Origin of the sequence: Vibrio sp. NFR, assembly GCF_027587095.1 — a bacterium.
Lineage (GTDB): Bacteria > Pseudomonadota > Gammaproteobacteria > Enterobacterales > Vibrionaceae > Vibrio > Vibrio harveyi.
Genome location: NZ_JAPPTN010000012.1, coordinates 1 through 24231, shown reverse-complemented (window position 1 = coordinate 24231; position 24231 = coordinate 1). Strand labels below are relative to the sequence as shown.

The 24231-nt window shown below is 46.2% G+C and carries 30 protein-coding genes and 1 pseudogene; 2 read left to right on the top strand and 29 right to left on the bottom strand.

Annotated features, from left to right (window positions below):
• Positions 1–97: 97 nt before the first annotated feature.
• From OH463_RS20160 to OH463_RS20065, 20 genes are all read right to left on the bottom strand, one after another.
• The gene (locus tag OH463_RS20160; protein WP_269992374.1) at positions 98–379 is read right to left on the bottom strand and encodes a hypothetical protein; all 282 of its coding nucleotides are present in this window, start codon (positions 377–379) and stop codon (positions 98–100) included.
• Between the two features lie 213 nt (positions 380–592).
• Positions 593–901, bottom strand: coding sequence for a DNA topoisomerase (locus tag OH463_RS20155; RefSeq protein WP_269992373.1), 309 nt, complete (start codon positions 899–901; stop codon positions 593–595).
• Positions 902–1697: 796 nt separating this feature from the next.
• The gene (locus OH463_RS20150) at positions 1698–2234 is read right to left on the bottom strand and encodes a conjugal transfer protein TraL (protein ID WP_269992371.1); all 537 of its coding nucleotides are present in this window, start codon (positions 2232–2234) and stop codon (positions 1698–1700) included.
• A 10-nt stretch (positions 2235–2244) separates the two neighbouring features.
• A complete protein-coding gene (locus tag OH463_RS20145; protein ID WP_269992369.1) occupies positions 2245–3984 on the bottom strand; it encodes a type IV secretory system conjugative DNA transfer family protein in 1740 nt (579 codons plus the stop codon).
• A gap of 42 nt (positions 3985–4026) precedes the next feature.
• Entirely contained in the window at positions 4027–5043 is a 1017-nt protein-coding gene (virB11, locus tag OH463_RS20140; protein WP_269992367.1) for a P-type DNA transfer ATPase VirB11, read from the bottom strand.
• Complete coding sequence (locus OH463_RS20135; protein ID WP_179136899.1) at positions 5027–5203, bottom strand: hypothetical protein; 177 nt, start codon at positions 5201–5203, stop codon at positions 5027–5029. The genes virB11 and OH463_RS20135 overlap by 17 nt, the downstream gene beginning before the upstream one ends.
• Positions 5204–5394: 191 nt before the next feature.
• Positions 5395–6588, bottom strand: coding sequence for a type IV secretion system protein VirB10 (gene virB10, locus OH463_RS20130; RefSeq protein WP_269992362.1), 1194 nt, complete (start codon positions 6586–6588; stop codon positions 5395–5397).
• Positions 6581–7348 carry a TrbG/VirB9 family P-type conjugative transfer protein gene (locus OH463_RS20125; RefSeq protein ID WP_104046730.1) on the bottom strand — a complete coding sequence of 256 codons (768 nt, stop codon included), beginning with the start codon at positions 7346–7348 and terminating at the stop codon, positions 6581–6583. The genes virB10 and OH463_RS20125 overlap by 8 nt, the downstream gene beginning before the upstream one ends.
• Positions 7345–8100 (bottom strand): virB8 family protein, encoded by a 756-nt coding sequence (locus tag OH463_RS20120; RefSeq protein ID WP_269992359.1) that lies wholly within the window; start codon positions 8098–8100, stop codon positions 7345–7347. Before OH463_RS20120 ends, OH463_RS20125 begins: the two co-directional genes overlap by 4 nt.
• Positions 8097–8249 carry a hypothetical protein gene (locus OH463_RS20115; RefSeq protein ID WP_269992357.1) on the bottom strand — a complete coding sequence of 51 codons (153 nt, stop codon included), beginning with the start codon at positions 8247–8249 and terminating at the stop codon, positions 8097–8099. The genes OH463_RS20120 and OH463_RS20115 overlap by 4 nt, the downstream gene beginning before the upstream one ends.
• A gap of 75 nt (positions 8250–8324) precedes the next feature.
• Positions 8325–9275, bottom strand: coding sequence for a type IV secretion system protein (locus OH463_RS20110; RefSeq protein ID WP_269992355.1), 951 nt, complete (start codon positions 9273–9275; stop codon positions 8325–8327).
• Positions 9276–9291: 16 nt separating this feature from the next.
• Positions 9292–9528 (bottom strand): EexN family lipoprotein, encoded by a 237-nt coding sequence (locus OH463_RS20105; protein WP_029790209.1) that lies wholly within the window; start codon positions 9526–9528, stop codon positions 9292–9294.
• 4 nt (positions 9529–9532) lie between these two features.
• The gene (locus tag OH463_RS20100) at positions 9533–10201 is read right to left on the bottom strand and encodes a type IV secretion system protein (RefSeq protein WP_269992352.1); all 669 of its coding nucleotides are present in this window, start codon (positions 10199–10201) and stop codon (positions 9533–9535) included.
• Between the two features lie 2 nt (positions 10202–10203).
• The gene (locus tag OH463_RS20095) at positions 10204–12534 is read right to left on the bottom strand and encodes a conjugal transfer protein TraE (RefSeq protein ID WP_269992350.1); all 2331 of its coding nucleotides are present in this window, start codon (positions 12532–12534) and stop codon (positions 10204–10206) included.
• A complete protein-coding gene (locus OH463_RS20090) occupies positions 12497–12868 on the bottom strand; it encodes a conjugal transfer protein TraD (protein ID WP_269992348.1) in 372 nt (123 codons plus the stop codon). The genes OH463_RS20095 and OH463_RS20090 overlap by 38 nt, the downstream gene beginning before the upstream one ends.
• Positions 12869–12870: 2 nt before the next feature.
• Complete coding sequence (locus tag OH463_RS20085) at positions 12871–13188, bottom strand: conjugal transfer protein (protein ID WP_258519754.1); 318 nt, start codon at positions 13186–13188, stop codon at positions 12871–12873.
• Positions 13189–13202: 14 nt separating this feature from the next.
• Positions 13203–13805, bottom strand: coding sequence for a lytic transglycosylase domain-containing protein (locus tag OH463_RS20080; protein WP_269992344.1), 603 nt, complete (start codon positions 13803–13805; stop codon positions 13203–13205).
• On the bottom strand, positions 13795–14154 hold the full coding sequence (locus OH463_RS20075; protein WP_039842187.1) for a TraY domain-containing protein: 360 nt from the start codon (positions 14152–14154) through the stop codon (positions 13795–13797). The genes OH463_RS20080 and OH463_RS20075 overlap by 11 nt, the downstream gene beginning before the upstream one ends.
• A gap of 48 nt (positions 14155–14202) precedes the next feature.
• Entirely contained in the window at positions 14203–14385 is a 183-nt protein-coding gene (locus tag OH463_RS20070) for a TraY domain-containing protein (protein WP_269992340.1), read from the bottom strand.
• 5 nt (positions 14386–14390) lie between these two features.
• Positions 14391–14552 (bottom strand): hypothetical protein, encoded by a 162-nt coding sequence (locus OH463_RS20065; protein WP_269992337.1) that lies wholly within the window; start codon positions 14550–14552, stop codon positions 14391–14393.
• Positions 14553–15393: 841 nt separating this feature from the next.
• On the opposite strand from OH463_RS20065, the gene OH463_RS20060 reads away from it, so the two are divergent.
• Positions 15394–16023, top strand: coding sequence for a DsbA family protein (locus tag OH463_RS20060; protein WP_269992335.1), 630 nt, complete (start codon positions 15394–15396; stop codon positions 16021–16023).
• Between the two features lie 89 nt (positions 16024–16112).
• On the opposite strand, the gene OH463_RS20055 is transcribed toward OH463_RS20060, so the two are convergent.
• Entirely contained in the window at positions 16113–17438 is a 1326-nt protein-coding gene (locus OH463_RS20055) for a Na+/H+ antiporter family protein (protein ID WP_005444668.1), read from the bottom strand.
• A gap of 28 nt (positions 17439–17466) precedes the next feature.
• Positions 17467–18111, bottom strand: coding sequence for a ribonuclease T (gene rnt, locus OH463_RS20050; RefSeq protein ID WP_009698519.1), 645 nt, complete (start codon positions 18109–18111; stop codon positions 17467–17469).
• Between the two features lie 356 nt (positions 18112–18467).
• On the opposite strand from rnt, the gene motY reads away from it, so the two are divergent.
• Positions 18468–19349, top strand: a complete 882-nt coding sequence (motY, locus tag OH463_RS20045) for a flagellar protein MotY (RefSeq protein ID WP_009698518.1) — start codon at positions 18468–18470, stop codon at positions 19347–19349.
• A 109-nt stretch (positions 19350–19458) separates the two neighbouring features.
• Here the strand turns inward: motY and OH463_RS20040 are convergent, their stop codons facing one another.
• The 7 genes and pseudogenes from OH463_RS20040 to OH463_RS20010 form a co-directional block, all read right to left on the bottom strand.
• Positions 19459–19893, bottom strand: coding sequence for a DUF2753 domain-containing protein (locus tag OH463_RS20040; protein WP_005444671.1), 435 nt, complete (start codon positions 19891–19893; stop codon positions 19459–19461).
• A gap of 136 nt (positions 19894–20029) precedes the next feature.
• The gene (gene gloA / locus OH463_RS20035) at positions 20030–20446 is read right to left on the bottom strand and encodes a lactoylglutathione lyase (protein ID WP_009698517.1); all 417 of its coding nucleotides are present in this window, start codon (positions 20444–20446) and stop codon (positions 20030–20032) included.
• Between the two features lie 32 nt (positions 20447–20478).
• Positions 20479–21120, bottom strand: coding sequence for an endonuclease III (nth, locus tag OH463_RS20030; RefSeq protein WP_005444675.1), 642 nt, complete (start codon positions 21118–21120; stop codon positions 20479–20481).
• Between the two features lie 79 nt (positions 21121–21199).
• On the bottom strand, positions 21200–21892 hold the full coding sequence (locus tag OH463_RS20025; RefSeq protein WP_009698515.1) for an electron transport complex subunit E: 693 nt from the start codon (positions 21890–21892) through the stop codon (positions 21200–21202).
• On the bottom strand, positions 21885–22523 hold the full coding sequence (rsxG, locus tag OH463_RS20020) for an electron transport complex subunit RsxG (RefSeq protein ID WP_005444679.1): 639 nt from the start codon (positions 22521–22523) through the stop codon (positions 21885–21887). Before rsxG ends, OH463_RS20025 begins: the two co-directional genes overlap by 8 nt.
• Before the next feature lie 7 nt (positions 22524–22530).
• Positions 22531–23577: an electron transport complex subunit RsxD gene (gene rsxD / locus OH463_RS20015; RefSeq protein ID WP_009698514.1), complete on the bottom strand. Its 1047-nt coding sequence runs from the start codon at positions 23575–23577 to the stop codon at positions 22531–22533.
• Positions 23577–24231: pseudogene (locus OH463_RS20010) on the bottom strand (electron transport complex subunit RsxC); the annotation flags it as partial. The pseudogene OH463_RS20010 and the gene rsxD, both read right to left, overlap by 1 nt.

Genomic DNA, 24231 nt, shown 5'->3' with positions numbered 1-24231 from the left:
AGTCTTGTTTGTAAAATGAAAGTATCCAGTTGTGAGTTTCATAATTGGTAATTTGTCTTCGCGGTCTCGTAGTTAATGTGTAAAAATCGAATATAAGTCAGTACAAGTGACTTATGCTGCGGCAGTAATCTCGGGGGGCACAAAATCGTGGTTGTGCAGTTTGGATAGCCAGAGCATGCCCAAAAGTATTTGTCTTTCCTTTTCGGTGTTTACGGCGTATTAAACCTTTGTTGCAAGTCTGGCATTTATGAGCGCTGACAACAGGTTTAACCCTCGATCTAAAGTCAGGTTTGCCTTGTAGGTCAGGGTAAGCTTTATCGCATTCTGGATAACCAGAGCATGACCAAAACCAACAATTACGGTCTTTGCGTTTGTACAAGGGGTTACCGCAACTAGGACAAGGGACGGTGTTTGAAGTGATGTTAATGCCGTTCTGGTCTAGGTCATCAATGCGCTCTGTAATGTAGTTGTCCAGATCGGTAACGAAGTCCTCAACCGATATTTTCCCCGTTTTAACGAAAGCTTGTTTCTCTGCGCATATCGCAGAGATATCTGGTTTGATGATCTCGCTAGGAAGCGCGGCACAAAGCTCTTAGCTTTGCTTGGTAGTTTTCCAAACCTTCTCCTTCGCCAATAGAGATGAGTTCGGTGGTTTGGTTACCTTCTGTTCAACCTCACTTTTGACGCAGGTGGTCGCTGTGTTTGATTTAAGCGTAGCTAAGTCAAACTCATCACAGCCGCTTTCCGCTTCCTTCTCTTCGGTGTGCAGCACTTCCCATCCCTGTTCAACGAGTACGCTGTGTTTTGAGCTGAACTGGTAGCCTTCGACTTCAAACATGGCTTTGGTTTTATCTCGAATGGACTCTGGATGAAACAAATCGATGAATTGACGAGAAACCAACTCATAAGTCTGGCGATTTTTTGTTCAGGTTAGATTGACTTGAAGTATCGGTCAAACATGCTTGTTCGGTGCTGAACGTTGTGTTTTAGCTTTAAAAGGGCAATCGCATATATCTCAAAAAGAAGCCTGTCTATCAAAGGTTGTTTTCCCCAAATGGTCCCCTTTTTAACGTATAAACACTGTGCGCAATTACGTTATTGAAGTCTGACTAAATAAAATTTCGCTATGACGCTTATCTTTACTTATTAGTCAGTGTATTTGGATGTAATCGGCATAAAGACTCTAATAATGATAGTAAAAGCGGCTTATGATAACTTAGAATACCTAAGGGATTTAGGTCGTCATCTGACGCTCTGAAACTTCATGTGTTGCTATTAGAAGTGACTAAAAAGCCACAATTAAGTGGCTTTTAGAAAGCAGCTTCGAATACAAATAAGACTCTCACCTCTTGCCCGTATTTGAAGCGTTATTACATAGGAGTAAAAAATGGTTCTAGCGATCATTCTTGAGCTCATTAAACTGTTACGTGCAGCTTTGGAGCTGGTCACATCGTTAATGTGATCAAGTGACCCGAAGTGATTGAAGCCACTTCGGGTCATTTCAATCCTATAACGCGAGTTTAAGTAAACTTTAGATTTATGTCCACATTAGCTTGCAGCCCCTTTAAATAGTGGAGTTCAACAAAAGACCAAGGTAAATCCATCCCCTCGCCACGTTTGTGGGTTGCCACAGAACCTTTCGAAGATGGCTTTAGCGAGGGAAGGTTTCTCCGCGATATAAACAATCATAGTACCTCCTAGTGTTCGGTTGAGCCTTCGATGTAGGTGTTCCCAGCATTATCGAAGTAATAGGTTTCCCCGTACTGCTCGCCATCTTGGAACGTCTCAACGTAGCTGATGGTATGCGAGCAATATTTTGGGCTTGAAGTCCCTTCTTTGTGGTTCACATGGCAGTTCTGGTCTTTAATGATTTGGCTCGGTCGAACCTCTGTTTTACTGCATCGACTCCAGTCTTTGCCTGTTTCCCACTTCACGCATTCAACGCGTGGTGGGATGTAGGCGGCACGGCCATCGCGAGCAAACATGTCGGTATCATTCGACGGTGTGCCAATAGGGACGTCGCCGGAAAACAAACAGGACGTAAAGCTTGGAAGGGGCGGTTTGAACTTCTTAATACGCTTAACGAACGCTTTCTTGGCGCCACTGCAACCACTTGGAAAGCCTGTTGGAAGACAAAGCCAAATGGCACATTCATCGTCGCTTGCCGCGAAAGAGGGTTGAACAGGTAATAAAAAAGCTGCTGTGATAGCGGCCATAAACAGTTTGTGTTTCATGGGATGTTCCTCAATGGAGTTTAAGGCGTGGGATTTCAGGGATATTCGCCTCGGAGTATTTCACTCGCTCAGCGAACACAGGCTCTTCAAAGTAGATGATCTTCTCTGCAATGAAGGGGCGTTGGTTCTCTTTCAAAATCAGGGTTTTGATACCGAGCTCTTTGGCTATCGGGTGCTTCTCAAAGCCAAGCTCAACGATTTCATGCGGCATCATCAACGGGCGTTTAAGCTCATCTTCACTGGTTGTTCGGCTTGAGCCTTTGCCCGTACTGCGACTGACTTTGCGCTTTTTGACTGTTTTAGTACCCAAGGTGTCAGAGAGGCGGCGAACGTTGTCGTCCACTTCTTTTGGTGGATACACCACCTTAACGCCGTGGTTCTTGCGAATGTTTTTCGCGTTCTCTCGGCCATACACTTCTTCGAGTTGGCCTTCGTCTTGGTAAATGGTTAAAAATCGCAGGTTGTAACCAGCGGTGTAGCTGATTGCTTTTTCGATTTGCTTCACTCGGCCAAGCGCTGTGAACTCATCGAGCAAACCCAAACACTGATAGTTTAGGGTGTCGTCATGCTCGGGGAGGGTGCGGGTGTTTTCAGAAATAAGCTGTTCGAAAAACAAGTTGAACAGCTTGCCAAAGTTTTTGAGATTAGCGGGTTGGCAACCGACGTAGATAGTCATGCGCTTTTTGCGCAGCTCGCGAAAATCAAAATCCGAGCTACTGACGGCGGCTGCGGTGACGCGGTCGCTGAATATCGCCAATGGACTGAGTAAGTTACTTTCAACGCTCGAATAGGTGTCTTCGGCCATCGATAAGCAGCTATTGAACTCAAAACGTGCATCGTCTGAGACATAGTCGTTTTTTATCTCTCGGCGCATCCACGCTCTCAGGCCGCCATCGATACCGCCAAGTTTCAGCACGTAGGGTAAAGAGGGCATGATACCTGTAATGGACTCGGTATCGAGCATCCAACAACTGAGCCCCTTAAATAACTTACCCGCCAACTCATTCCAAACATCGCCCTTATCCCCAGAAACTGGGTATAAGCTGTTAGCAATATTGAGCACATCGCTTACTCGAAACACGGGACTTCTGCGAACGTAATCGTAAGGATTCCATTGATGGGTGCGAAGCTCTTCGCGCTCTCGCGCTTGCTCATCAATGGCATACCCATCCGGCGCAAACAAGAAAACCTCTTGGCCGCATTGCTGACGAAATCCGCCGCTTTTGACCAAGTTCTCGAACTTAATATCGACACAAACCAACGAATCGGGATAGGTCACGCAGTTAGGGATAACGATGCCGACCCCTTTACCGCTTCGCGTTGGGGCAGGGACTTCAACAAACTGCGAGCTCTCTAGCTCGATGAAACGGCCTTTGAAGCGACCTGTTGGCATCTTGCCTAACAAGATGCTCGGTTTTTTGTTCTTGGCTTTTGGATTAGGGAAAAGACCAGAGTTCGCCAAGTCCATGTCGGTTGCGAACTTCGCACTGCCGTGAATTTCTTCTTTTTCTTGGCTGGCAATGGCTATCACGATAGCCATCAGCGGTGGAAACAAAGTGATGGCGATACTCACGGCCACCCCAATCACCAAGATCTTCTTGATGTCTGGGTTGTGGCGGTAGGCTTGCCACTGGTCAAAGAGGCTGTGATAGGTCAGGTGCTCTAACGAAATATTGGTGAGCTTGTAATAGGCAGCGCCGCCACCGTACAAGCCACCAATGAAACACAGCAGGGTAAAAAAAAGGAACATGGCGAACAATATTCCTTTTTTCTTTTTCGATAGCGCCATGATTTAGCCCTCGCTTAACAGTCGGTTCTTCTCGACGGGGTCGTAAAAGAGTTCGACGAGGTGAGTGTGTTTGAAAAAGGCAATCACATCGATGCTGGTTCGAATGGTTCGCATGATGTGGTGATAATCGAGTGTTTGGCCGACTTCGGATTGTTTCACTAATCCCGCGAGTCGTGCGGGTGTGGAATAACAGTCGTTGGCGTGAATGGTGGTGATTGAGCCTTCGTGTCCGGTGTTGAGCATTTCAAGGTACGTCCATGCCTCATCCCCGCGCAGCTCGGCCAGCAACACATGGTCGGGTTTCATTCGCATACACGACTCGATGATTTGTTTCGGGGTTAAGCCGCCTTTTTTGTAAAACAGATGAAGGTGATTGGGATGGTTAGGTAAGTTGAGCTCATGCACATCTTCAATGGTGAAGAGGCGCTTATCGGTAGGGTATTCGTCCACCATCGCTTTCATGACGGTGGTTTTGCCCGAACCAGTACCACCAACGAGCAAGATGTTGAGCTTGCTCTTTACTGCCATGCTAAAGAATTGCGACATATCGCCATTTTGTTTGAGCGTGAGAAGCTGCTCTTGAACCTGTGTTAATTCAACACGGTTCACATCCATTTCTCTAAAATCAGAGAATCGACCGCTTTCTTGGTAGCTCGACAGCGCAAATCGAGTGAGGGAAGGTTTTCGGATGGTCATGCTGACAATGCCGTTTTCAGTGGCGGGTGGGATAGCAATCTGGGCGCGCTCGCCATCAGGGAAAATGACCGAGGCTACTGGGTTGGCTTCACCTAGAGGAATGGTCAGCCCCGCGAAAGTCGCTAACGCTTTCGCGAGGTTGCTGCACATGTTTAATGACAAGTTTGGCAGCGCGTCGCGCTCCCAACCGTTACCACGATCAAACCACACCTCGTTAGGTTGGTTGATGGCAATCTCTGTGAGCCCTTCTAAGTCTAAGTAGTGCCGCAGTCCGGTCATGCTGAGTAATTGATTGACCGTGGCGGCTTTATCGATGGTGTTCATGACTATCCTCTGCGTTATGGAGCGTGCTTCGTTGCTCGATTTCCTTTTGCACCTCAAGCCAATAATTGACGAATTGCGGTGAGGCATGAGCCAGGACGTTAGGGGTGATGATGTTGAGGCGCTGCGCGAGCGCGATATCAAATTCAGATAGGGTTTCCATGGACAATCTCCAAAGTCTTTATCCACGCGTGGCGTGTTACTCCTTTTGTCTCAACAAGCGCTACGCCCGTTATTGCAGCCAAAAGCGAGCCTTGTATTGAAGGAAGTGGGATAGAAAGGAGGTTGGCCTGTCGGGTCTAAAATTTTACATAGATCGTTCATGTAATCCCGCAGACCAACCAGATTTAGCGGTTACTCGAAGGTGTACACGCTCGACATATCAATGTCGCGAGCAACAATGATGTTGATGCGTTGACCGATTTGGGTGTAACCCGTTGGCGAAATGTTGATGCTGCTCTCTAGTGCCTTCTCTGCCATGTTGCTGGCGTTCTCGGTTGAGCTATCAAAGGTAATATCCCCATCCGATGAAGCGGCCTTTTCTGCGAGTGCGCCAAAAGCATCGTCGAGGAAGGACAGTAAAATTGCGCCGCCAAAGCGCTCTTTAAAGTGATTATCGACCCAAGCCTCGTTACCGCTTGCGCCAAGGCGACCTGCACCCAGCGAATCGATGCGGATTGAGATCCCGTTCGGTGTCTCGATATCTGCCCACGTTGTGAATACGCGGTTTTTGCCTGCTTCTAACTGGACATTTTGCGACCCCGTGAGCAGCGAACCGCGCTCAACCAATAATGCCTTACCATTGGCGCTGTACACATCTTGAGTGACGCGACACATCACAATGCCCTGATAGTCAGAAATGACCTGACTGTAGAGTGCACAAGGAATGATTGAGCCATGTTTCAGCAGAAAATCTAATCCTCCTTGCTTGCGCTTGGAGGCGCGACCCATCGCGAAGGTCGGTGCGTCATAGCTGTTGTCGTAAGAGGCAGGTTCAGTAGTACTTTGGCTACTGGCGGCATTGCCGCTTTCAACGTTAACCATGAGGCTACCCATTAAGCGACGCTCTTGTGGAGTCGGTGGTGCGTTCTTGTCTCGCTTCGATGTGGCGGAAGGTTGCTTTGCGACATTGGGCTCAGGAACGCCCGTTTTAGGCACGGTAACAGGTTGCTGCTGCGTTGCTTGCGCTTTGGCTTGCTTGAGCTCTTGTTCTCGCTTCCACTGTGCGGCGCGCTCTTGCTGCGCCTTGTCCTTTTCATGGTCACGTTTGGCTTTCTCAAACCAAGCACTGTCGTTGCCGACTGTGCCTTTTTCAACGCCCACTACCTCGGCAGTAGACTCTGGCTGTAGGGGCTTTGTATCCACTTCTGCTTCACGAAATTGATTAATCGCGAACAGAACACCGACCGCGACGACGACCAAAGCGAGGATCACCAAAGCGATCACAATGACCGCTTTGTTTTTCTTTTTACGACCGCTCACCGTGAGCTCGCCACGGTCGAGGTTGGCATTTTCATAAGCGCTTGGGATGGTGTTGTCATCACTCATGTTCGTCCTCCTTAATGACGCGAGTGGCTTTAATCGAGCTCGCTTTTTGGTTGTGGCCAGCGAATTCGACAAAGTGAGAAAGCACCCCTAGAACACGTTCACCAAGGCGCAAGCGGTATTCATTGGCAACCGAATGAATCACGATGGTGTCTTGCTCAATGTGGTAGTTCACTAACGACTCTTTGCCGTCGGCGTTGATTTGGTAAATCACAGGCAGCTCGGCGTTTTTAGAAAACTTCATGCAGGTGAAGCGGCCATCGTCCCACGCGTAAGTGGGGGCTAATTCCTCATCGCCCCACTTCACGTAACGGAAGTTGTATTTTCCATCAGTACAAGGGGCTTTGAGTGGGGCAGTGTTGGCTTTCTTCGGTGTTGGGTAGCGCATTTTTACCACGTAGAACGGCTGTTTATTGGTGAACAGTTCAAATGAGTAAGTGCGCCCTAAATCGCTTACGATGGTTAAGTTGGTATTGGGCTGTTTGGCTTGAGGTTTAAAGAACACGTTATTACCACGAACGTTAAACCCCCATGCGGCGGCATCACCCATCCCTAAGCCAGAATGCTCGCCAACAATGGTTTCATTCTTTTCGAGCTGAATGAGGGTGGCGACGCCCACTTTGGTGCGTATCGCAATCACATCGCTTGGGTCGTACTCTGCATACACAATGCGGCGGTCTTTGCCTTGATGCTTTGGCAGGATTAAGGCGTGGGTGGAGAACGCCATCAAACACGCCAAAGAGACAATCAGTTGTTTTATCATTGGATCACCCTGTTTTCTTGATAACTGGTGACTCGGAAACCAAGTGGGTTAAGTTGGCGCTCCGACTCCTTTTTGATTTCCTTGAGGTAATCAAAGGTTACGGTGGCGCTCCATTTGGTTGGTAGGTAAGAGGTGTCTGGCGTGTCATCGCTATTGAGTACCACTTTGGTGAAGGACACTTGCGCGAGCATTTGGTCTTGGCGGGTTGGCAAGAACGAAATGGCAACGTCTTCTAAGCGGATTTTCTTATAGTCTTTGAACACTTCGACAGGGGAGTTCTTGGCTCGTAGCTGCGTGCTGTAAGCGCTGAATACGTCGTGACGACTGGTGAGTTTGACGTAGTCAAAAGCGTCTTGAACGGTTTGCCATTGGTAAGAGCCACGAGTAATGACATAACGATTTAACCAATGCTTATCTAATGCTTCGCCGTAGGTGATTTCTCTTGCGTCAGCGAGAGGTGGAATGATTTGCGTCATGCCTGTTTGTGGATCGATGTAGAGCAATCGATAGTCCACGGTTTTTAGTGGCATCATCACAACAATGGCAATACCGAGCACCAACGCAAGAACGCCAGAGCCCGTTGCGACTTTCCATGCGGTCTTCGTGTTTTTCTTGGCGATTTCGACGCGGTCTTGCTCGAACTGCTTAATCTCTTCGAGGTACACATCAGCTTGTTTTTGATGTTTGGCGGTTGGTTTTTTCTCGGCCTTGGCATGATTGTGTTCCAAGGCAGAATCGATGGTTGTGCTCATTGCATATCTCCTTGGGTGTACAAATCAGCGAGGTTAACTTTGGAGGGGTTAACCGGAGTGATATCGCCTTTTGGCTTCGGTGGCGGCGGTGGAGTGCTAGAGCAACCCACAGTCAAACACGCCACCAATAGCAGGGTGAACGTCTTCATAAAAATGTCCTTTTTTAGATACAAAAAAACCGCGTAAAGCGGCGCGGTGTCTAGGATGAGAGTGTGAGGAAGGTGTTAGCCTGGTCTAATTCGGTTTTTGAACTTATCGCCCAATGACTTAGCACCATTGTATGTGCTTTGCCCTGCGCGTTTGGCTGCTCCTGTGCCACCTTTAGCGGCGTTACTTAGGCTTCGCATTCCCATTCCCATATTGCTGACTAAGCCATTAATACCAACGCCGCCTGAAAGGGATGAACAGAACACAGGTATTTGGACTGAGATTAAGATGCAACAACCAAAAAGTATTAAAGTCATCAGGCATGAAGCGAAAGATATCTCTTCATTACCACCAACTACATAGTTGATAGTTAGATTGAAAATATTGAAAGCAAGAGGGTATACGATAGTAAGTAGAACGTAGTTCAAGCACTGGCCTGTCCATGATTGGAACATACTTCGCGTTGACGGAAAGAAAGCGAACATAATGAACAATGGACCGAGAGTGAGTAAAAATCCCACCATTATTTTTGCTATTAGTAAGTATGCGGTAGCAACCAATATAAACGGAACATACCCCAATATAACAAGCACCAATAAAATAACCATAAGAAACGAATCGCCCCAAGAGGCGGTGACGCCGAAAGACACGTTATCCCATAGGCTTTCTATTTGAACAAGCATGGTTTCGAACATCTCTTGAAGCGCACTTCCACTCCCTCCGGTTGATGAAGTTAAATAGCTTGCAATCGTATCTCCTGAATGTAAGACCATCGGAACAATTGAGGACATGTACCAAGAGGTATTAAAGGCTACAGTAGTGCATAGAGCGAGAGAGCAGATAAACTTTAAGGACTCCATTATCATCATGTTTTCAGCATCATAGAGCGCTTGAAAAGCAAGGTAGATTGCATAGAGGGTAACGCAAGAACCAATTAAGGGGGTTATTACATCAGCAAAAAGAACAACCATCGACCCTATATTGTCAGTTACGATGGTTGTTACGAAGTTAAATAGATCTTCAAACATAGCTACTCCTTAGAGGCTACTCATTTTTTAGCTTAATTCCCCCGCCAAAAACTTTGCTTTTTAAGTCTTTGCTTACGGCTGAAGCTGCATTTTCACAATCTGCATTTTTCTTTCGAGCGTCATTTTCACAATCGGCAAGCACTTGCTTTGCTTCATCTAAATGCTGCGAATAGTACTCAACAGTTTTTGCTTCTTCCGAACAGGCTGTCAGTAGAACTAAAACTAGTGGGAGCGTTTTGATTATTGTTTTCATTTCATTAACCTCTTTTTAATGGGATACCATCACCAAAAATTTGTTGTTTGAGTTTCAAGCTTCTCTGTTGTGCTTCTAGAGTTTTTTGTCGCTCTAGCATGTCTGACATTGAATCCATCATGCGTTGCTCGTTTTGCATCTGCATGGTTTCAAAGTTGATGCTGTTCGCTAAGTCTTCTTTGGCCGCTGGCGTTGTTGCGCTGCCAAACTGACTAAGTAGACGACTCATTCGTTCGTTGCGTTCAGTGCTGCGCTCATAAAGCATTTCCTGAAAACGAAGTTGCTTCAGTTGCATATCGTAGCGCCTCTGTATCACGGGGTCGTCGGAATAAAGGTCAAATTCAGAACGTAAGTCGGATATATCATCAATCGCATCATACAAATCACTGTATGCACTGAGGTCGATCACATCATTTAAGTTCGGGTCACTGAGTATTTCTTCGAATCCATAGTGGCCTTCAACCATCGATTTATAATGCTCCGCTTGGCTTTTGAGTTGATTAAGGCGGTTGCGAGCTTCGCTTATCGACTGCGTGAATTCTTGAGCTCGCTGCGCACTATCAACCACCATTTGAGTAATACCCGCAACGTCAACAACGGGGATACCCGATGCTTGTGTTGAGGCGTTCAATGCCAATGCAATGCATAGGGCAAGCGTGGTTCGTTTAAGCATGGTTATCTCCTTTTCAGTAGTTCAGGTATCCACAAATCAGGATCATTACTCACCTCTGCGCGAATGGTTTCACACAGCACAATGTCATCGGTAGAGCCTGAGATAATCGGTAGGAACTCATCAAAGCCACCTAAATCCAGCTTTGCAAAACAACTGGTGTTCGATTGCTTAATGAGCATGGTTCGGCTTTGTTTATCGAGCGCCTTGAGTTTGTCGAACTCGCCTTGGGTCAGGTTGCATTGCTGGTAAGCCTCATACTCTGCATCAGGGTTCGGCAAGTACACTTTGGTTGCTGTTTGTTGGACGATGGCAGGGAAGATTTCACAATGAATCGCATCTTCTGGTGACTGTGATGACAGCACCATAAACTCATTCATTAAACGTCCGGTTTTTAACGCTCGTTTCATCACCGCTTGGGTGAGAGGGAAGTTCGCTGGCATCCAGAACTCTTCCACAATGGTTTGCAGTAGCTTACCGGACTCTTGCATCAGTTCTTTCAAGAAGAACAAACAGGCAAGAACGGGCTCACTAGCAGGGTGAACATGACCGCTCGAATCCTTTTCTAGTAGCAGAGTTGAATCAAAGCCAATGCGATCCATTGCTTTCGGGTTGAACTGGTTGTGAGGTGAGTCCAAACACCAAGCGAGTTTACCGTTTTCACTGCGACACCATTTGCTGAGTCTCATGCGCAAATCCGGATTTTGAATGGATTGCAGCATCATACTGAGGCCGCGCATTGGCGCGTCAAAGGTCATCACGCTGTCTATCGCGTCTTTGATTTCCTGCTCATCATGAGCGCTGATGTGGCCTTGTGAGTCTTGCGCCAAGCGGCAAACAAGACGGTTCAAGAAGCTCACGAGTTTTGGTGAATGCTCTAATTGGAAAGGGTTGATGCCTGTATCTTCTCCTTCCTTAATCGAAAAGTATTCACCACCAAACGCTCGAATAAACAGTTCGGTAGAGCGTTTATAATCGATACAAAAGATTTGCTGTTCAAAGCGAGTGAAAAAGCCGGTAAGTGTGGCCTCTAGTGTCGTTTTACCTGAGCCAGATGCACCGAGTATCATGGTGTGTCCCGCGCTCTTTTCTCCCGTATTGTCTTTGCCTATTGCCGAGGCGTGACAGTTAAAGTGGAACAGGGAGTTAGACAGCGTTTTTAAAGGGATGACAGCGCTGCCATCACCGACTGGATTGCCTGATGCTTTGCCTGTTGAGTAGTTGTGCAGTGACCATGTCGAGGCAAGGTTAGCAATGGTTCGTGGTGAGGGTTTGATGCGCATCTTTGACGCGGGAAGTGCGCTTAGAAATGAGAACTGAGACTTGAGGTTCGAACGCTTTAAGACCGTGCCTTTAGCTAGGAACTGACCATTTAAGTCAGCGCTATCTATGATCACCTTGTCTGGTGAATCACCAATGACGGCCAGTGATGCATGATAGTCTCCAAAACTGACCGCGCCGGAAGCAACATAGTCCCGCGCCGCTTGCAGCTCCTTTAACTCTTGTGTTGCATTGTCGCTGGACTCAATGAAGTTGGTCTGCCTATCAATCATCTTTTGAGCCTTGAGGGACTGCATGAAAATCATGGACTGAGTCAGAATAAACTCAGTTGGTTGACTCAAGATGAAATCCCACATCCCCATTTCCGTTGCGATTGGTAGGGCGTCAAGCTCGAAGAAGGTGGCGAACTTGGTAGTCTCGTTGTTCGCGTTGCGAACTTCGAGCAAGTCGTGCCCGAAGTGCCAATCACTGTGACCGATATAATTGCGCACTTTTTCTGACGTAAGTGGCTTAGGTTGGTCGTTGTAGTTGAGAAGGTAAGAAAGAAACTCAATGTGTTCACAGCGGTGATCGTCACCAACTTCAAGCGCTTTGCTATCAAAACGCTTTAATGCTGCTGAAACCGTCTTGAGAATATCACCAAGCTCATCTTCTCCTTCGATAAGTGTGCCTTTGTAGTTGAGTACAAAGGTGATGTAGTACCGGACACTGAAAAAATCCTCACCGGAAAAGTCTTGCAAGTAACGATCAGAAAAGCGCTGCATGAAGTCGCTCTCGAAGCGGTAGTTGGCTTCAAAGCGTTCTTTACGTTTAACGATGTGTGTCCAAATCGCGAGTTGACTGCCGTACTTTCTGGCGAGGGTGCTAAGGATGTTTTTCACGAGCTCAAAGGAAGGTTTGAGCGTGTTGTAAGATTCTGACTCGAAAGGTATTCCGTTTAGGCTTATGGTTGCCATGACTTTGGAATCATCCAAAGAGAGCATGGTTCGATTGATTGGGTAGCCATAAGCAGGAAGGTCAGTCAGGGTTATTGTTTTTAAACCATTCGCTGACATGTTGCTTTCTCCTGAATGGGTGATTATCGATAGAAGTGAATGATATGGTGTTGGACTGGCAGCGGAGGCGAGTTAAAAAGCCTTTTGCCTCCCATTTCATTTCATCGATGGCTCGGCTGTCTTCCTCGCTACGAATGCGGATATACAGTAGCCCTAAAGCAATAAAGGCTGGAAAAACCAGCCCTTTTACTCCGAAGAAACTCAGCCCAAGCCAACCAGTCAGTAGCATCAACAACATCCCTGTAATGAGAGGGATGATAGGCATGCCAAACATGAGTGGTTTGCGAGCCAGTGAGTTATAACTGGCGTAGTGATCTCGTTCTTCGTCTTGCATGATTAGCTTCCCCAAATAGACCAAGCGTAAGTGACTGCTGCAACGATGCCGCCAGCAGCTGCCGCTTTAGCGATGCTGATGCCCACATCCCCCCATGTTTTTTTCTCTAACAAGGCCATGATGACCATGACGATACTGTAAACAAAGACGGCTGAGCCTAAGAGTTTGTATGCCCAATCCGCGATTTCATCTACCCAGTTCGTTGCTTCATCTAAGCCTCCTGCAGCGATAGCTGGATGACAAACAATAATCAGCATCATGGCGATGAATGCCGCTTTAAGGTTGATGTATGTTTGAGTGTTTGAATGAAGTGCTTTCATTAAATATTTCCTTATTAATAAGAGAAGTCACCAAAGACATCCCATGAATGGGCTTGCTTTGTTGGTGTTGGTTTTGACGGTTGAGAAGACTCAGTGGTTGAGTCGTAAGATTCAGAAATGGTGTTGGAGGGAAGCTTCTTTGCTCGGTTGAATTTCTCAACGTAGCTCAGTCCTTTTTCTCCTTCACCTTGATAGCCCCGTGTGAAGTTATTGGAGTAATAACAAGAGGCGGCATCATCAAGTAGTTGTTGGTGTGCCTTGTTTGGTGCTTGCGCTTTTGCGCGGTGGTAACACTTCGCGTAAATATCCGCTCCGACCTCAATGCTTTTACAAGCGTCAAATGCGGTTTCGATAGTCATGCCATAGGCGGGAAAGTTCTCTTTGTATATTTGCATCAATCCCAAGCTGTACTTAAAGCCTTGCTTCTCCAAATCGGTTGCAATTTGAATGGCTTCAAGTTTGGTCTTGGGTTGATTGACAGGTTTGGCTCCGACTACGGCGATGGCGTAGGGATTACGAGCGCTTTCATTATCGATGAGACGTTTGAGGATGCTTGCGTCAACTTGGCTTTGGCAGGTATTGAGTAGAGGGATTAACGCACTCAACTCAAGGAGCATGTTTTTCCTCCTGTACGACACCAACTGCTGATATGGTTGGGTATCGTTTTAAGTGGTCTTTTAAACGGATCGAATATTCGTCAACCAAGGTTTTCACTTTGTACTTACCTCGATACAGGCAAGGTACAACGCTTTTTCTTACCCTGATAGGGATCTTAATAGACGTTTTAAACACTATCTCATCAAGCTTATTTTGTGGGCTGTGATGAAATCGTTGTACGTGGTCAATTAAGCGAAGGGAAGCTTCCTTTTTCAAGGAGCGAAAAGAGCGTTGAGAGGCTTGGTTGAGAAGATCGTAGGTTTGTTGGTCGAGGGTGAGCTTTCCCTCTATGAGCTCTTTGTTATCCATGTGAGACTCCTTTCGTCCCAAGATTGGATCTTCTGGATTAAAAAAACGCTATGCTTTAGCGCGAGGGATCATGTGTCGGTCGAACTTAGTCAGATGGTCACTTAATCGAAAGCTCGCTTCTTGCCGTTTTGTTCGCTTGTTGAACTCGGCAGATTCTTCTAGCTTTCGGTTGGTTTCAGAGTCCATCTCGAACCAAATTCCAGTTGTATCTTTTTCTGCGTTTTGTGGCATTTCATTTACCTCAGTGCTAAGAACTCACGAGCGTGAAACCGTCTGAAGTGATTACGTGTTCGCTCTAGTTCAATTTCATGTGACGTTCGCTCTTTTGTTGCTTTATCGACCTTTGATTGAGTTCTTAGGTAGCGATAAGAACGAAACTGTTTGAGTTTGTCGGTCATAACTTTTTCTCCTTACGAGAATGCTCTTTCACTTTCATCGGCTCAGAGCAAAACCGAACCCAGCCCGTTTGCGAGACGTCGGGTGTGTTTGGGAAATATTTCTCTCCACTAGTTTTTAGTGGGGCTTTCCCGTCGATAAAACTGATGCAGTGGAGCACGTTTCCAACGTTCTGTTGCGGCGTTTTATCTGCCTAGGCACAAATTAACAAAGAGCGAAATTTATATGTATATTTATACATATGTTTTTGAGTTGGTGTCAAAGTTAAGGACTCCAATTTTGTGTACCGTAGTTCACAGTTTTTATATTCTATTAAAACTACCGAAATTTCTTTAAGTGTTTGTATTTTAAGTTTAATTTTGAATGTTTTTCAATGGTCGTTACTAGTCGGCTATTGTCGGAAGTATGATTATGTTAGGGATAGAGGGAGGGCGCTTTGTGTCCTATCAGTGGTACGTCCAATCTTTTTACAATTCTGACGTTTATCGCGATGAATTTAACTCAAGCTAAGTGGTAGTGTTTCAGAGGGCGTTCTTGTCGATAAATGTATGCATACATCTTTGTCGTAAGGTTTTTTAAGATAAAACAGTTTTTAAACTTTTTAGGACGTATAATTGAGCTTAAAGATTGCAACACACTTAAAACAAACACAGCACCCCCTTCGTTTTCTGGGGGAGCATGAGGCGTAACTTGCGTGGCCGTTCCCAATGGTAAATATTTACTGGATAGAACCAGACTTTAGGGAACTTCAAAGTAAGCAAAACAAAAATATGTCGCCACATCATCGCCACTATTTAAAATTGTTTGATTTAACTGATTGATTTTATAGGTTTAAAAATTAAAGTGGATATAAAGCTTTACTACGTACATGATCCAATGTGCAGCTGGTGTTGGGGCTACAAACCAACCATCGAAAAATTGAAGCAGCAACTGCCAGGTGTGATTCAGTTTGAGTATGTTATGGGTGGGCTTGCGCCAGATACTAATCTGCCGATGCCTCCGGAAATGCAGCAAAAGATTGAACAGATTTGGAAGCAAATCGAAAGTCAGCTTGGTACCAAGTTTAACTACGATTTCTGGACGTTGTGTACACCAGTACGTAGTACTTACCAATCTTGCCGTGCAGTTATCGCTGCAGGTTTCCAAGACTCTTATGAGCAAATGCTGGAAGCGATTCAGCACGCTTACTATTTACGTGCGATGCCTCCTCATGAAGAGGCAACCCATCTGCAACTCGCAAGAGAGATTGGCTTAAACGTTCAACAGTTTAAGAATGATATGGATGGCACTTTGCTGGAAGGTGTTTTCCAAGACCAACTCAGTCTTGCAAAGAGCTTGGGTGTAAATTCGTACCCGAGTTTGGTACTGCAAATTAACGATGCTTACTTCCCAATTGAAGTGGACTATTTGTCGACAGAAAATACGTTGAAGCTTATCCGCGAGCGCATCATCGACAACATGCCAGCGCAGTAAACTGAAACTGGTTTTCAAAGCCCAAATAACAAAAAGCCGCTCAATGAGCGGCTTTTTCGTAACGAATTGTATCCATTTAATTGATGCGACTACAGCACCATTGCAGCAATCCAACCGAAGATGATCAAAGGGATGTTGTAGTGGATAAATGTCGGCACTACGGTTTCCCAGATGTGCTCGTGCTGACCATCTGCGTTTAGACCCGATGTTGGACCTAACGTTGAATCAGAAGCCGGAGAGCCTGCATCACCTAGTGCTGCTGCTGTACCTACTAGTGCGATTGTCGCCATCGGTGAGAAACCAAATGCTAGTGAAAGCGGCACATAGATAGTTGCAAGGATTGGAATCGTAGAGAACGATGAGCCGATACCCATTGTTACCAACAGACCAACGATCAGCATTAATAGTGCTGCAAGAGGCTTGTTGTCACCGATGCTGGTTGATAGCGATTGTACAAGCGTCTCAACGCCGCCGGTTTGCTTCATTACTGCAGCGAAACCTGCCGCCGCAATCATGATGAAGCCAATCATTGCCATCATGTGTACACCTTTAGTGAACACGTCGTGCGTCTCCTTCCATGCGATAACACCACCGAAAGTGAACACCATGAAGCCAGCTAGTGCACCGATGATCATTGAGCCCGTGTATAGCTGTACGCTTAGCGCAGCAAGAATACCTAAGCCTGCAACCACAATATGTTTTTTGTTTAGCTTCTCTTCAGATTCTTGAACAACGGTCAGTTCAGTTTCTTTGTATTCACGAGGCTTACGGTAGCTAAAGAAGATTGCAGTTAGAAGACCAAACAACATACCCGCGCCCGGCAACAGCATTGCCGTTGGAACTTGGCTTGCCACGACATCTGTTAGACCATTGTCATGTAAGTTCTTCAATAGGATGTTGTTTAGGAAGATGCCACCAAAACCTATTGGTAGAACCATGTATGGCGTGATCAAACCAAAGGTAAGCACACAAGCAACCAAACGACGGTCCAGCTTCAGCTTAGCGAATACGCCCAAAAGAGGTGGAATCAAAATTGGAATGAAGGCGATATGTACCGGAATCACGTTTTGAGATGACATGGTAACAAGTACAAGAGCAACCAATACTGCGTATTTTAGACCCGTAGTCGACGCAGAGCTCTCTTTACCATTTAGGCGCTTAATTACGCTTTTTGCCAGAAGGTCAGTGATGCCAGAGCGAGAAATCGCAACAGCGAAAGTGCCTAGCATTGCGTAGCTTAGTGCGATAGTCGCACCACCACCTAGACCACTTTCAAATGCAGCAACGGTATCCCCAAGGCTCATGCCTGCAACAAGGCCACCAACGATGGCACTAAACGTGAGGGCAACCACCACGTTTACGCGCATCAATGCTAACACGAGCATGACGCACACAGATATAACGACAGGATTCATACTTTTCCTAATATGTTGTGTTTACTTATTATTCTTCGTCTACAAGCGGCCAACCGCCTAGGGCCTTCCATTTGTTGACGATGCCACAGAATAACTCTGCAGTTTGTTGTGTATCGTAGAGGGCTGAGTGTGCCTCACGATTGTCGAATTCCATCCCTGCTGCTTTACATGCTTTAGCGAGAACAGTTTGACCATAAGCAAGCCCACTTAATGTTGCGGTATCAAAAGTGGCAAATGGATGGAAAGGGACTCTTTTAAGTTTACAGCGTTCATTCGCTGCATTAACAAAACCTAAGTCGAAAGCGGCGTTGTGTGCAACCATGATGGCACGCGAACAGTCTGCTGCTTTTTGTTCTTTGCGAATCAGTTTGTAGATTTCTTTAAGTGCTTCTTGTTCGGAAACTGCACCGCGAAGAGGGCTGAATGGGTCACGAATGCCATTAAACTCCAGCGCTTCTTTTTCTAAGTTCGCGCCTTCGAAAGGTTCGATATGAAAATGAATGGTTGAGGCAGGATGCAGATCGCCATTTTCATCCATACTTAGGGTGACGGCGCAGATTTCTAAAAGTGCATCAGTTTGAGCATTGAAACCTGCGGTCTCAACGTCTACTACCACTGGAAAATAACCACGAAAACGCTTTTTCAGGGTTAGAGCTTCATTTTCTATTGTCATGTTGGCTTATATTTGTGTGACGAAGGCTGCATTATTGCAGATTCTACCGATGAGAAAAACCGCAATTTGGGAGAAATGTAGAATTCTATTCCCCATTAACCAGTGAGGGTTATAACCAAAAACAAGGGAGCCGGTCACCTGTTATTCTCGTGATGTTATTTACCATTTTTTACCCAAGTCATTCTCGCTGAAGCAAGCATCTCGATGTTACTTGGGTATATGCACTTGCCAAAGTGAGCGTTAACTCCTTATAACCACTTGTAAATTCCATGTTGGCGGGATTTTTGCATTGTTCTGCATGTTTTCAATTGATTCAAGTAAGCGGCAATAGACTGCCGTTTGAGAGATGTACCTAGATGAATAAATGGCTAGTAACCAGTGGTATCGTGATGTCTTTGCTTAGCGCAAACAGTTTTGCGTCGATGGGCAAGCGTTATGTCGCCACACCGCAACAATCACAGTGGGAGATGGTGATGAATACGCCATTGGAGTGCCAGCTTGTGCATCCTATCCCTGGGTTTGGTGATGCGGTATTTTCGTCTCGTGCGAGTAAAAAGATAAACTTGGATTTTGAGCTGAAGATGCGTCGACCTATGGGTGAAACACGTAATGTCAGTTTGATTTCTATGCCTCCTCCATGGCGTCCCGGCGAGCATGCTGATCGCATTACTAACCTCAAGTTCTTCAAACAGTTTGATGGTTATGTTGGTGGGCAAACCGCTTGGGGCATTCTTTCTGAGTTAGAAAAGGGACGTTACCCAACGTTTAGCTACCAAGATTGGCAGAGTCGGGATCAGCGTATTGAAGTGGCGTTGTCATCGGTACTATTTCAGAACAAATACAACGCGTTTAGTGACTGTATTTCTAACTTGTTGAAGTACAGCTTCGAGGATATTGCGTTTACGATCCTTCATTATGAACGCCAAGGGGATCAGCTCACCAAAGCATCGAAGAAACGCTTATCGCAAATCGCAGATTATGTGCGTCACAATCAAGATATCGATTTGGTGCTGGTGGCGACTTACACCGATTCAACTGACGGTAAGAGCGCAAGTCAAAGCTTATCGGAGCGACGTGCTGAATCGCTGCGTACTTACTTTGAGTCTCTTGGTTTATCTGGTGATCGGATTCAGGTCCAAGGTTATGGTAAGCGTCGCCCGATCGCAGACAATGGCTCACCAATTGGCAAAGATAAAAACCGTCGCGTAGTGATTTCACTTGGGCGAACTCAGGTTTAATCTGACATTTGACACAATAAAAAACGCCAGAGAATAAACTCTGGCGTTTTTGTCGCTATTTGACGTTGTTTGAATACTATTGTTAATCGTATTGGCTTATTGCCGAGAATTAGTTGAGTCGGAACTTGGCGATAATCTCACAATTCGTCGCGGTATCAATTTTCTCAACTTGTTTGGCAATCGTTGGATTTGGATGGCGTTTCATAAAGTCAATCAAGGCTTTTGTACAGCATCCAATTGAATCAATAAAGCTTGCGCAATCTTTGTTTGGACACTGAGGGATCAGTGTCAGTACTTTTTCAGACGCTAACTGAAGGTATTTGAGCTCGTACTCTGTATCACCTGCCCAACGCCAAAACTGAGCTAGGTTGTGGCATGAAATCACCGAAATCAATAGTCTCTCATCGGCTTCTATTTCCACGCATTCGCTAATATCTTCACTCAGGCTAAGGGCTTGCTGGTAATGAAGAATGCTGCGAACAGGGTCATCTAGTTGAAGTGCTGTATCGGCTAGAAGTGTGTGTTTTTCCCATTCACTGATCATTATCGTTATCCCACATATCGATGTTGCTGACAAATCTAAACGATAACCATTATCAAGTAAAGCAATTTGTTTATAAACAACAGGCAGGTCTCAGACCTGCCTGCAACAACATGACATGTTTCAATAGAGAAAGGGATTAACCTTCTAAACCTGCCGAAGCTTGTTTATTTTGAATCAGTTCTACCATGTAACCATCGGGGTCTTTGACAAAAGCGATGTGGGTTGTACCGCCTTTAACTGGACCCGGCTCACGAGTTACGTTCCCACCTGCCGCTTTGATCGCGTCACACGTTGAGTAAATATCGTCTACACCGATCGCAATGTGACCAAATGCAGAGCCTAGGTCATACTCAGTTGTGCCCCAGTTGTATGTTAGTTCAATGACAGCACCTTGAGACTCATCTCCGTAGCCAAGAAATGCAAGGGTGTATTCGTACTCTTTATTTTCATTGGTACGAAGCAATTGCATGCCCATTACTTCAGTGTAGAACTTGATAGATTTGTCTAAGTCACCCACGCGCAGCATGGTGTGAAGAATTCGACCGTTTGACATTTTTTTGCTCCTAGCGATTGTTTCAGACAGGGTTATTCGTCTGGATACACTTTATCTTTGAATTCACACAGGTCTTCGATGATACAACTACCACAACGCGGCTTTCGTGCAACACAGGTGTAGCGACCATGAAGGATCAGCCAATGGTGTACATCAAGCTTAAACTCTTTTGGCACCACTTTAAGAAGTTTTTCTTCCACATCGTCGACAGTTTTGCCCATCGCAAACTTTGTACGGTTCGAAACACGATAGATATGCGTATCTACCGCAATTGTTGGCCAACCGAATGCGGTGTTCAGTACAACGTTAGCTGTTTTACGACCCACTCCGGGTAACGCTTCAAGCGCTGCGCGATCTTCTGGCACTTCACCGTTGTGTTTTTCGAGCAGGATCTTACAAGTCTTAATGGTGTTTTCGGCTTTTGAGTTAAACAGACCGATGGTTTTGATGTATTCCTTTAAACCATCGACGCCCAAATCAAGAATGCCCTGCGGTGTGTTGGCAACTGGGTAGAGTTTATCTGTTGCTTTGTTCACACTTACGTCTGTCGCTTGCGCAGAAAGTAGTACGGCGATAAGGAGTTCAAACGGAGTGCTCCAATTGAGCTCCGTTTGAGGATTAGGATTGTTTTCTCTTAATCGTTCGAGAATTTCAATTCTTTTGACTTTGTTCATTGCTGACTTCCAAACCCGTCTTTGCGGTTTATGAAAAAGGCCCTACGAGTGGTAGAGCCTTGATTTTAGAATTTTTACATTATGCGTTAGTTACGCGAGCACGCTCAATGGCTGGTTTTTCTTCTTTTGGCTGACGTGCCTGAATTGAGCTATCGATAACATTTTTCAACGCTATCAAAAGTCCTACCCCGATGAAAGCGCCTGGTGGTAATAATGCAAGTAGGAAGCTGCTATCGAAGTGGAATACTTGAATGCGCAGTGCTGCAGCCCAATCGCCAAGGAGTAGGTCTGCACCATCAAACAGGGTGCCATTACCGATAAGTTCACGCATTGCGCCAAGTACAACCAGTACAGTTGTCATTCCCAGACCCATCCAAAAACCATCTAGTGCTGCTGGCAGTGGATCATTTTTAGATGCGTAAGCTTCCGCACGACCAATGATAATACAGTTGGTTACGATCAGAGGAATGAAAATACCAAGAGATAGATACAAGCCGTAGGCATAAGCATTCATGAGCAGTTGAACGCAAGTTACCAAAGAAGCAATGATCATAACGAAAACGGGAATACGGATTTCTTTTGGTACGTAGTTACGAATCAGTGAAACCGTCACGTTCGAACCGACAAGCACCAACAAAGTCGCAATACCCAAACCAAGCGCGTTGGTAATGGTGGAAGAAACCGCAAGTAGAGGACACAAACCCAGAAGTTGCACTAGGGCTGGGTTATTACTCCACATGCCGTTTTTCATTAGCAGTTTATTTTCACTCATGGTTGCCTCCTGCGCAGTCTAGGGGCTGGTTCAGAATCTCATCACGAGATTTATTAACATAGTTTACCGTGTTTCTTACCGCTTTCACTACCGCGCGAGGGGTAATCGTAGCACCAGTGAACTGATCGAAATCGCCACCATCTTTACGAACGCGCCAAGAATTCCAGTTACTTTCTGTCACTTGTTTACCCGTGAAACTCAAAATCCAGTCGGTAACACGTAAATCGATTTTATCGCCCAACCCCGGTGTTTCTTGATGGCTTAGGATACGAGTACCAAGGATCTTGCCTTGGTTATCGATGCCAGTGATGATTTTGATTTCACCGTTGTAGCCATCTGGAGCGATGGATTCAATCGCCATTGCCGTTGGTTGACCATCTTTAGTTGCGATGTAAGTTGGCATCGCTCGAACCGTACCTAGATCGGGCGCTGACACCATCGTACACGCTGTAACAAGATTGTTGTCATGCATTTCTTCCGGAATCACTTGGTTAAGAACCGACAGCAATTGCTTTTGTTCCTGAAGTTTAATTTGATCTTTTGTTAGGTACTGAGTCAGTGCCACAAGACCGGTTGTAGCACAAGCGAAGATCGCAAGTGTCAGACCATTTTTTCTAATAGCGGTTAACATGTTTACCTCAGTGACCGTAAGTTCTTGGTTTGGTGTAGTAGTCGATCAACGGTACACACATATTGGCAAGCAGAACGGCAAAGGCAACGCCATCTGGGAAACCGCCCCAACTACGAATAATAAATACCAATGCACCAATCAGCGCACCAAAAATCAAACGACCTTTCACGGTAGTGGATGCTGATACAGGATCAGTTGCGATAAAGAATGCGCCCAACATCGTAGCACCCGAAAGTAGGTGGAAGATTGGTGAAGCAGTTTCTCCTGGCGTGATTAAGCTAAATACTGCGCTAAACAGCGCCAAACTGCCTAGGAAGCCAACAGGAATGTACCATTGGATGATGCGCTTTTTGATCATAACCAGTCCACCGACTAAGTAAGCAAGGTTTACCCATTGCCAACCGATACCAGCAAGACCACCAAACATAGGTTGTGATAGCACTTCACTTGGTGTCGCACCAGTGTGGATACCGGTTTTAAATGCGTCTAATGGGGTTGCCATTGTCACGCCATCCACTCCAGCGCGAACTTGTTGTAGTGACAAGCCATCAAAATCATAACCAGTGAAGATCAGAGATAACGCATCTGCAAAACTAACGTGCTCAGACATCAATGAAACAGGTGCGCTCCAACTTGTCATCTGGACAGGGAAGGAGATAAGTAGCACCACGTAGGCGACCATCGCTGGGTTAAATAGGTTTTGACCAATACCACCGTATAGGTGCTTCGCGATCACGATGGCAAAAATCAAGCCGATGACCATGATCCACCACGGAGACCATGGTGGGATAGCAACGGCTAATAACCATGCTGTCACGATGGCGCTGTTATCACGAAGTGCACGCATTGGTGAACGCTTACGCACAAGCATGACTAGCGCTTCTAGCGACACCGCGACCGCAATAGCGAACACAAGTTGAATGATGGTGCCCCAACCAAAGAAGTAGGTTTGAGCCACTAAGCCAGGAATTGCACACAGCGCTACCCATTTCATCAAATCAGGCGTACTACGACGGCTGTGAGCGTGTGGTGAACTGGCAATAAAAAACGACATTACTCGTTCTCCTCAGTATTGTTCTTATTCGCTTCTTGCTGAGCCTTACGCGCTTTAGCGCGGGCAATGGCAGCGGCAACTGCAGCTTTCTTTGGATCCACTTTTGGCTCTTCAGAAGGCGCTTCTTCAACGGATTCAGATTGTGCTTCTTGCTGAGCCTTACGTGCTTTAGCGCGGGCAATGGCAGCGGCAACTGCAGCTTTCTTCGGATCCACTTCTGGCTCTACAGAAGGCGCTTCTTCAACGGATTCAGCTTGTGACTCTTGCTGAGCCTTACGTGCTTTAGCGCGGGCAATGGCGGCGGCAACTGCAGCTTTCTTCGGATCCACTTCTGGCTCTACAGAAAGCGCTTCTTCAACGGATTCAGCTTGTGCTTCTTGCTGAGCCTTACGTGCTTTAGCGCGGGCAATGGCGGCGGCAACTGCAGCTTTCTTTGGATCCACTTCTGGCTCTTCAGAAGGCGCTTCTTCAACGGATTCAGATTGTGACTCTTGCTGAGCCTTGCGTGCTTTCGCACGAGCAATCGCAGCGGCAACTGCGGCTTTCTTTGGATCTTCAACTTGCTCTGCAGGCGCTTCAGTTTCTACAGGTTCTGTAGAGTTTTCTTGCTTAGCTTTGCGCGCTTTTGCACGAGCAATCGCTGCAGCAACCGCG

What these genes read in the sequence shown, in the direction of transcription:
- OH463_RS20150 (WP_269992371.1), bottom strand. Translation starts at nt 2,234, where the DNA reads ATGAAACACAAACTGTTTATGGCCGCTATCACAGCAGCTTTTTTATTA.
- OH463_RS20145 (WP_269992369.1), bottom strand. Translation starts at nt 3,984, where the DNA reads ATGTTCCTTTTTTTTACCCTGCTGTGTTTCATTGGTGGCTTGTACGGT.
- virB11 (WP_269992367.1), bottom strand. Translation starts at nt 5,043, where the DNA reads ATGAACACCATCGATAAAGCCGCCACGGTCAATCAATTACTCAGCATG.
- OH463_RS20135 (WP_179136899.1), bottom strand. Translation starts at nt 5,203, where the DNA reads ATGGAAACCCTATCTGAATTTGATATCGCGCTCGCGCAGCGCCTCAAC.
- virB10 (WP_269992362.1), bottom strand. Translation starts at nt 6,588, where the DNA reads ATGAGTGATGACAACACCATCCCAAGCGCTTATGAAAATGCCAACCTC.
- OH463_RS20125 (WP_104046730.1), bottom strand. Translation starts at nt 7,348, where the DNA reads ATGATAAAACAACTGATTGTCTCTTTGGCGTGTTTGATGGCGTTCTCC.
- OH463_RS20120 (WP_269992359.1), bottom strand. Translation starts at nt 8,100, where the DNA reads ATGAGCACAACCATCGATTCTGCCTTGGAACACAATCATGCCAAGGCC.
- OH463_RS20115 (WP_269992357.1), bottom strand. Translation starts at nt 8,249, where the DNA reads ATGAAGACGTTCACCCTGCTATTGGTGGCGTGTTTGACTGTGGGTTGC.
- OH463_RS20110 (WP_269992355.1), bottom strand. Translation starts at nt 9,275, where the DNA reads ATGTTTGAAGATCTATTTAACTTCGTAACAACCATCGTAACTGACAAT.
- OH463_RS20105 (WP_029790209.1), bottom strand. Translation starts at nt 9,528, where the DNA reads ATGAAAACAATAATCAAAACGCTCCCACTAGTTTTAGTTCTACTGACA.
- OH463_RS20100 (WP_269992352.1), bottom strand. Translation starts at nt 10,201, where the DNA reads ATGCTTAAACGAACCACGCTTGCCCTATGCATTGCATTGGCATTGAAC.
- OH463_RS20095 (WP_269992350.1), bottom strand. Translation starts at nt 12,534, where the DNA reads ATGTCAGCGAATGGTTTAAAAACAATAACCCTGACTGACCTTCCTGCT.
- OH463_RS20090 (WP_269992348.1), bottom strand. Translation starts at nt 12,868, where the DNA reads ATGCAAGACGAAGAACGAGATCACTACGCCAGTTATAACTCACTGGCT.
- OH463_RS20085 (WP_258519754.1), bottom strand. Translation starts at nt 13,188, where the DNA reads ATGAAAGCACTTCATTCAAACACTCAAACATACATCAACCTTAAAGCG.
- OH463_RS20080 (WP_269992344.1), bottom strand. Translation starts at nt 13,805, where the DNA reads ATGCTCCTTGAGTTGAGTGCGTTAATCCCTCTACTCAATACCTGCCAA.
- OH463_RS20075 (WP_039842187.1), bottom strand. Translation starts at nt 14,154, where the DNA reads ATGGATAACAAAGAGCTCATAGAGGGAAAGCTCACCCTCGACCAACAA.
- OH463_RS20070 (WP_269992340.1), bottom strand. Translation starts at nt 14,385, where the DNA reads ATGCCACAAAACGCAGAAAAAGATACAACTGGAATTTGGTTCGAGATG.
- OH463_RS20065 (WP_269992337.1), bottom strand. Translation starts at nt 14,552, where the DNA reads ATGACCGACAAACTCAAACAGTTTCGTTCTTATCGCTACCTAAGAACT.
- OH463_RS20055 (WP_005444668.1), bottom strand. Translation starts at nt 17,438, where the DNA reads ATGAATCCTGTCGTTATATCTGTGTGCGTCATGCTCGTGTTAGCATTG.
- rnt (WP_009698519.1), bottom strand. Translation starts at nt 18,111, where the DNA reads ATGACAATAGAAAATGAAGCTCTAACCCTGAAAAAGCGTTTTCGTGGT.
- motY (WP_009698518.1), top strand. Translation starts at nt 18,468, where the DNA reads ATGAATAAATGGCTAGTAACCAGTGGTATCGTGATGTCTTTGCTTAGC.
- OH463_RS20040 (WP_005444671.1), bottom strand. Translation starts at nt 19,893, where the DNA reads ATGATCAGTGAATGGGAAAAACACACACTTCTAGCCGATACAGCACTT.
- gloA (WP_009698517.1), bottom strand. Translation starts at nt 20,446, where the DNA reads ATGTCAAACGGTCGAATTCTTCACACCATGCTGCGCGTGGGTGACTTA.
- nth (WP_005444675.1), bottom strand. Translation starts at nt 21,120, where the DNA reads ATGAACAAAGTCAAAAGAATTGAAATTCTCGAACGATTAAGAGAAAAC.
- OH463_RS20025 (WP_009698515.1), bottom strand. Translation starts at nt 21,892, where the DNA reads ATGAGTGAAAATAAACTGCTAATGAAAAACGGCATGTGGAGTAATAAC.
- rsxG (WP_005444679.1), bottom strand. Translation starts at nt 22,523, where the DNA reads ATGTTAACCGCTATTAGAAAAAATGGTCTGACACTTGCGATCTTCGCT.
- rsxD (WP_009698514.1), bottom strand. Translation starts at nt 23,577, where the DNA reads ATGTCGTTTTTTATTGCCAGTTCACCACACGCTCACAGCCGTCGTAGT.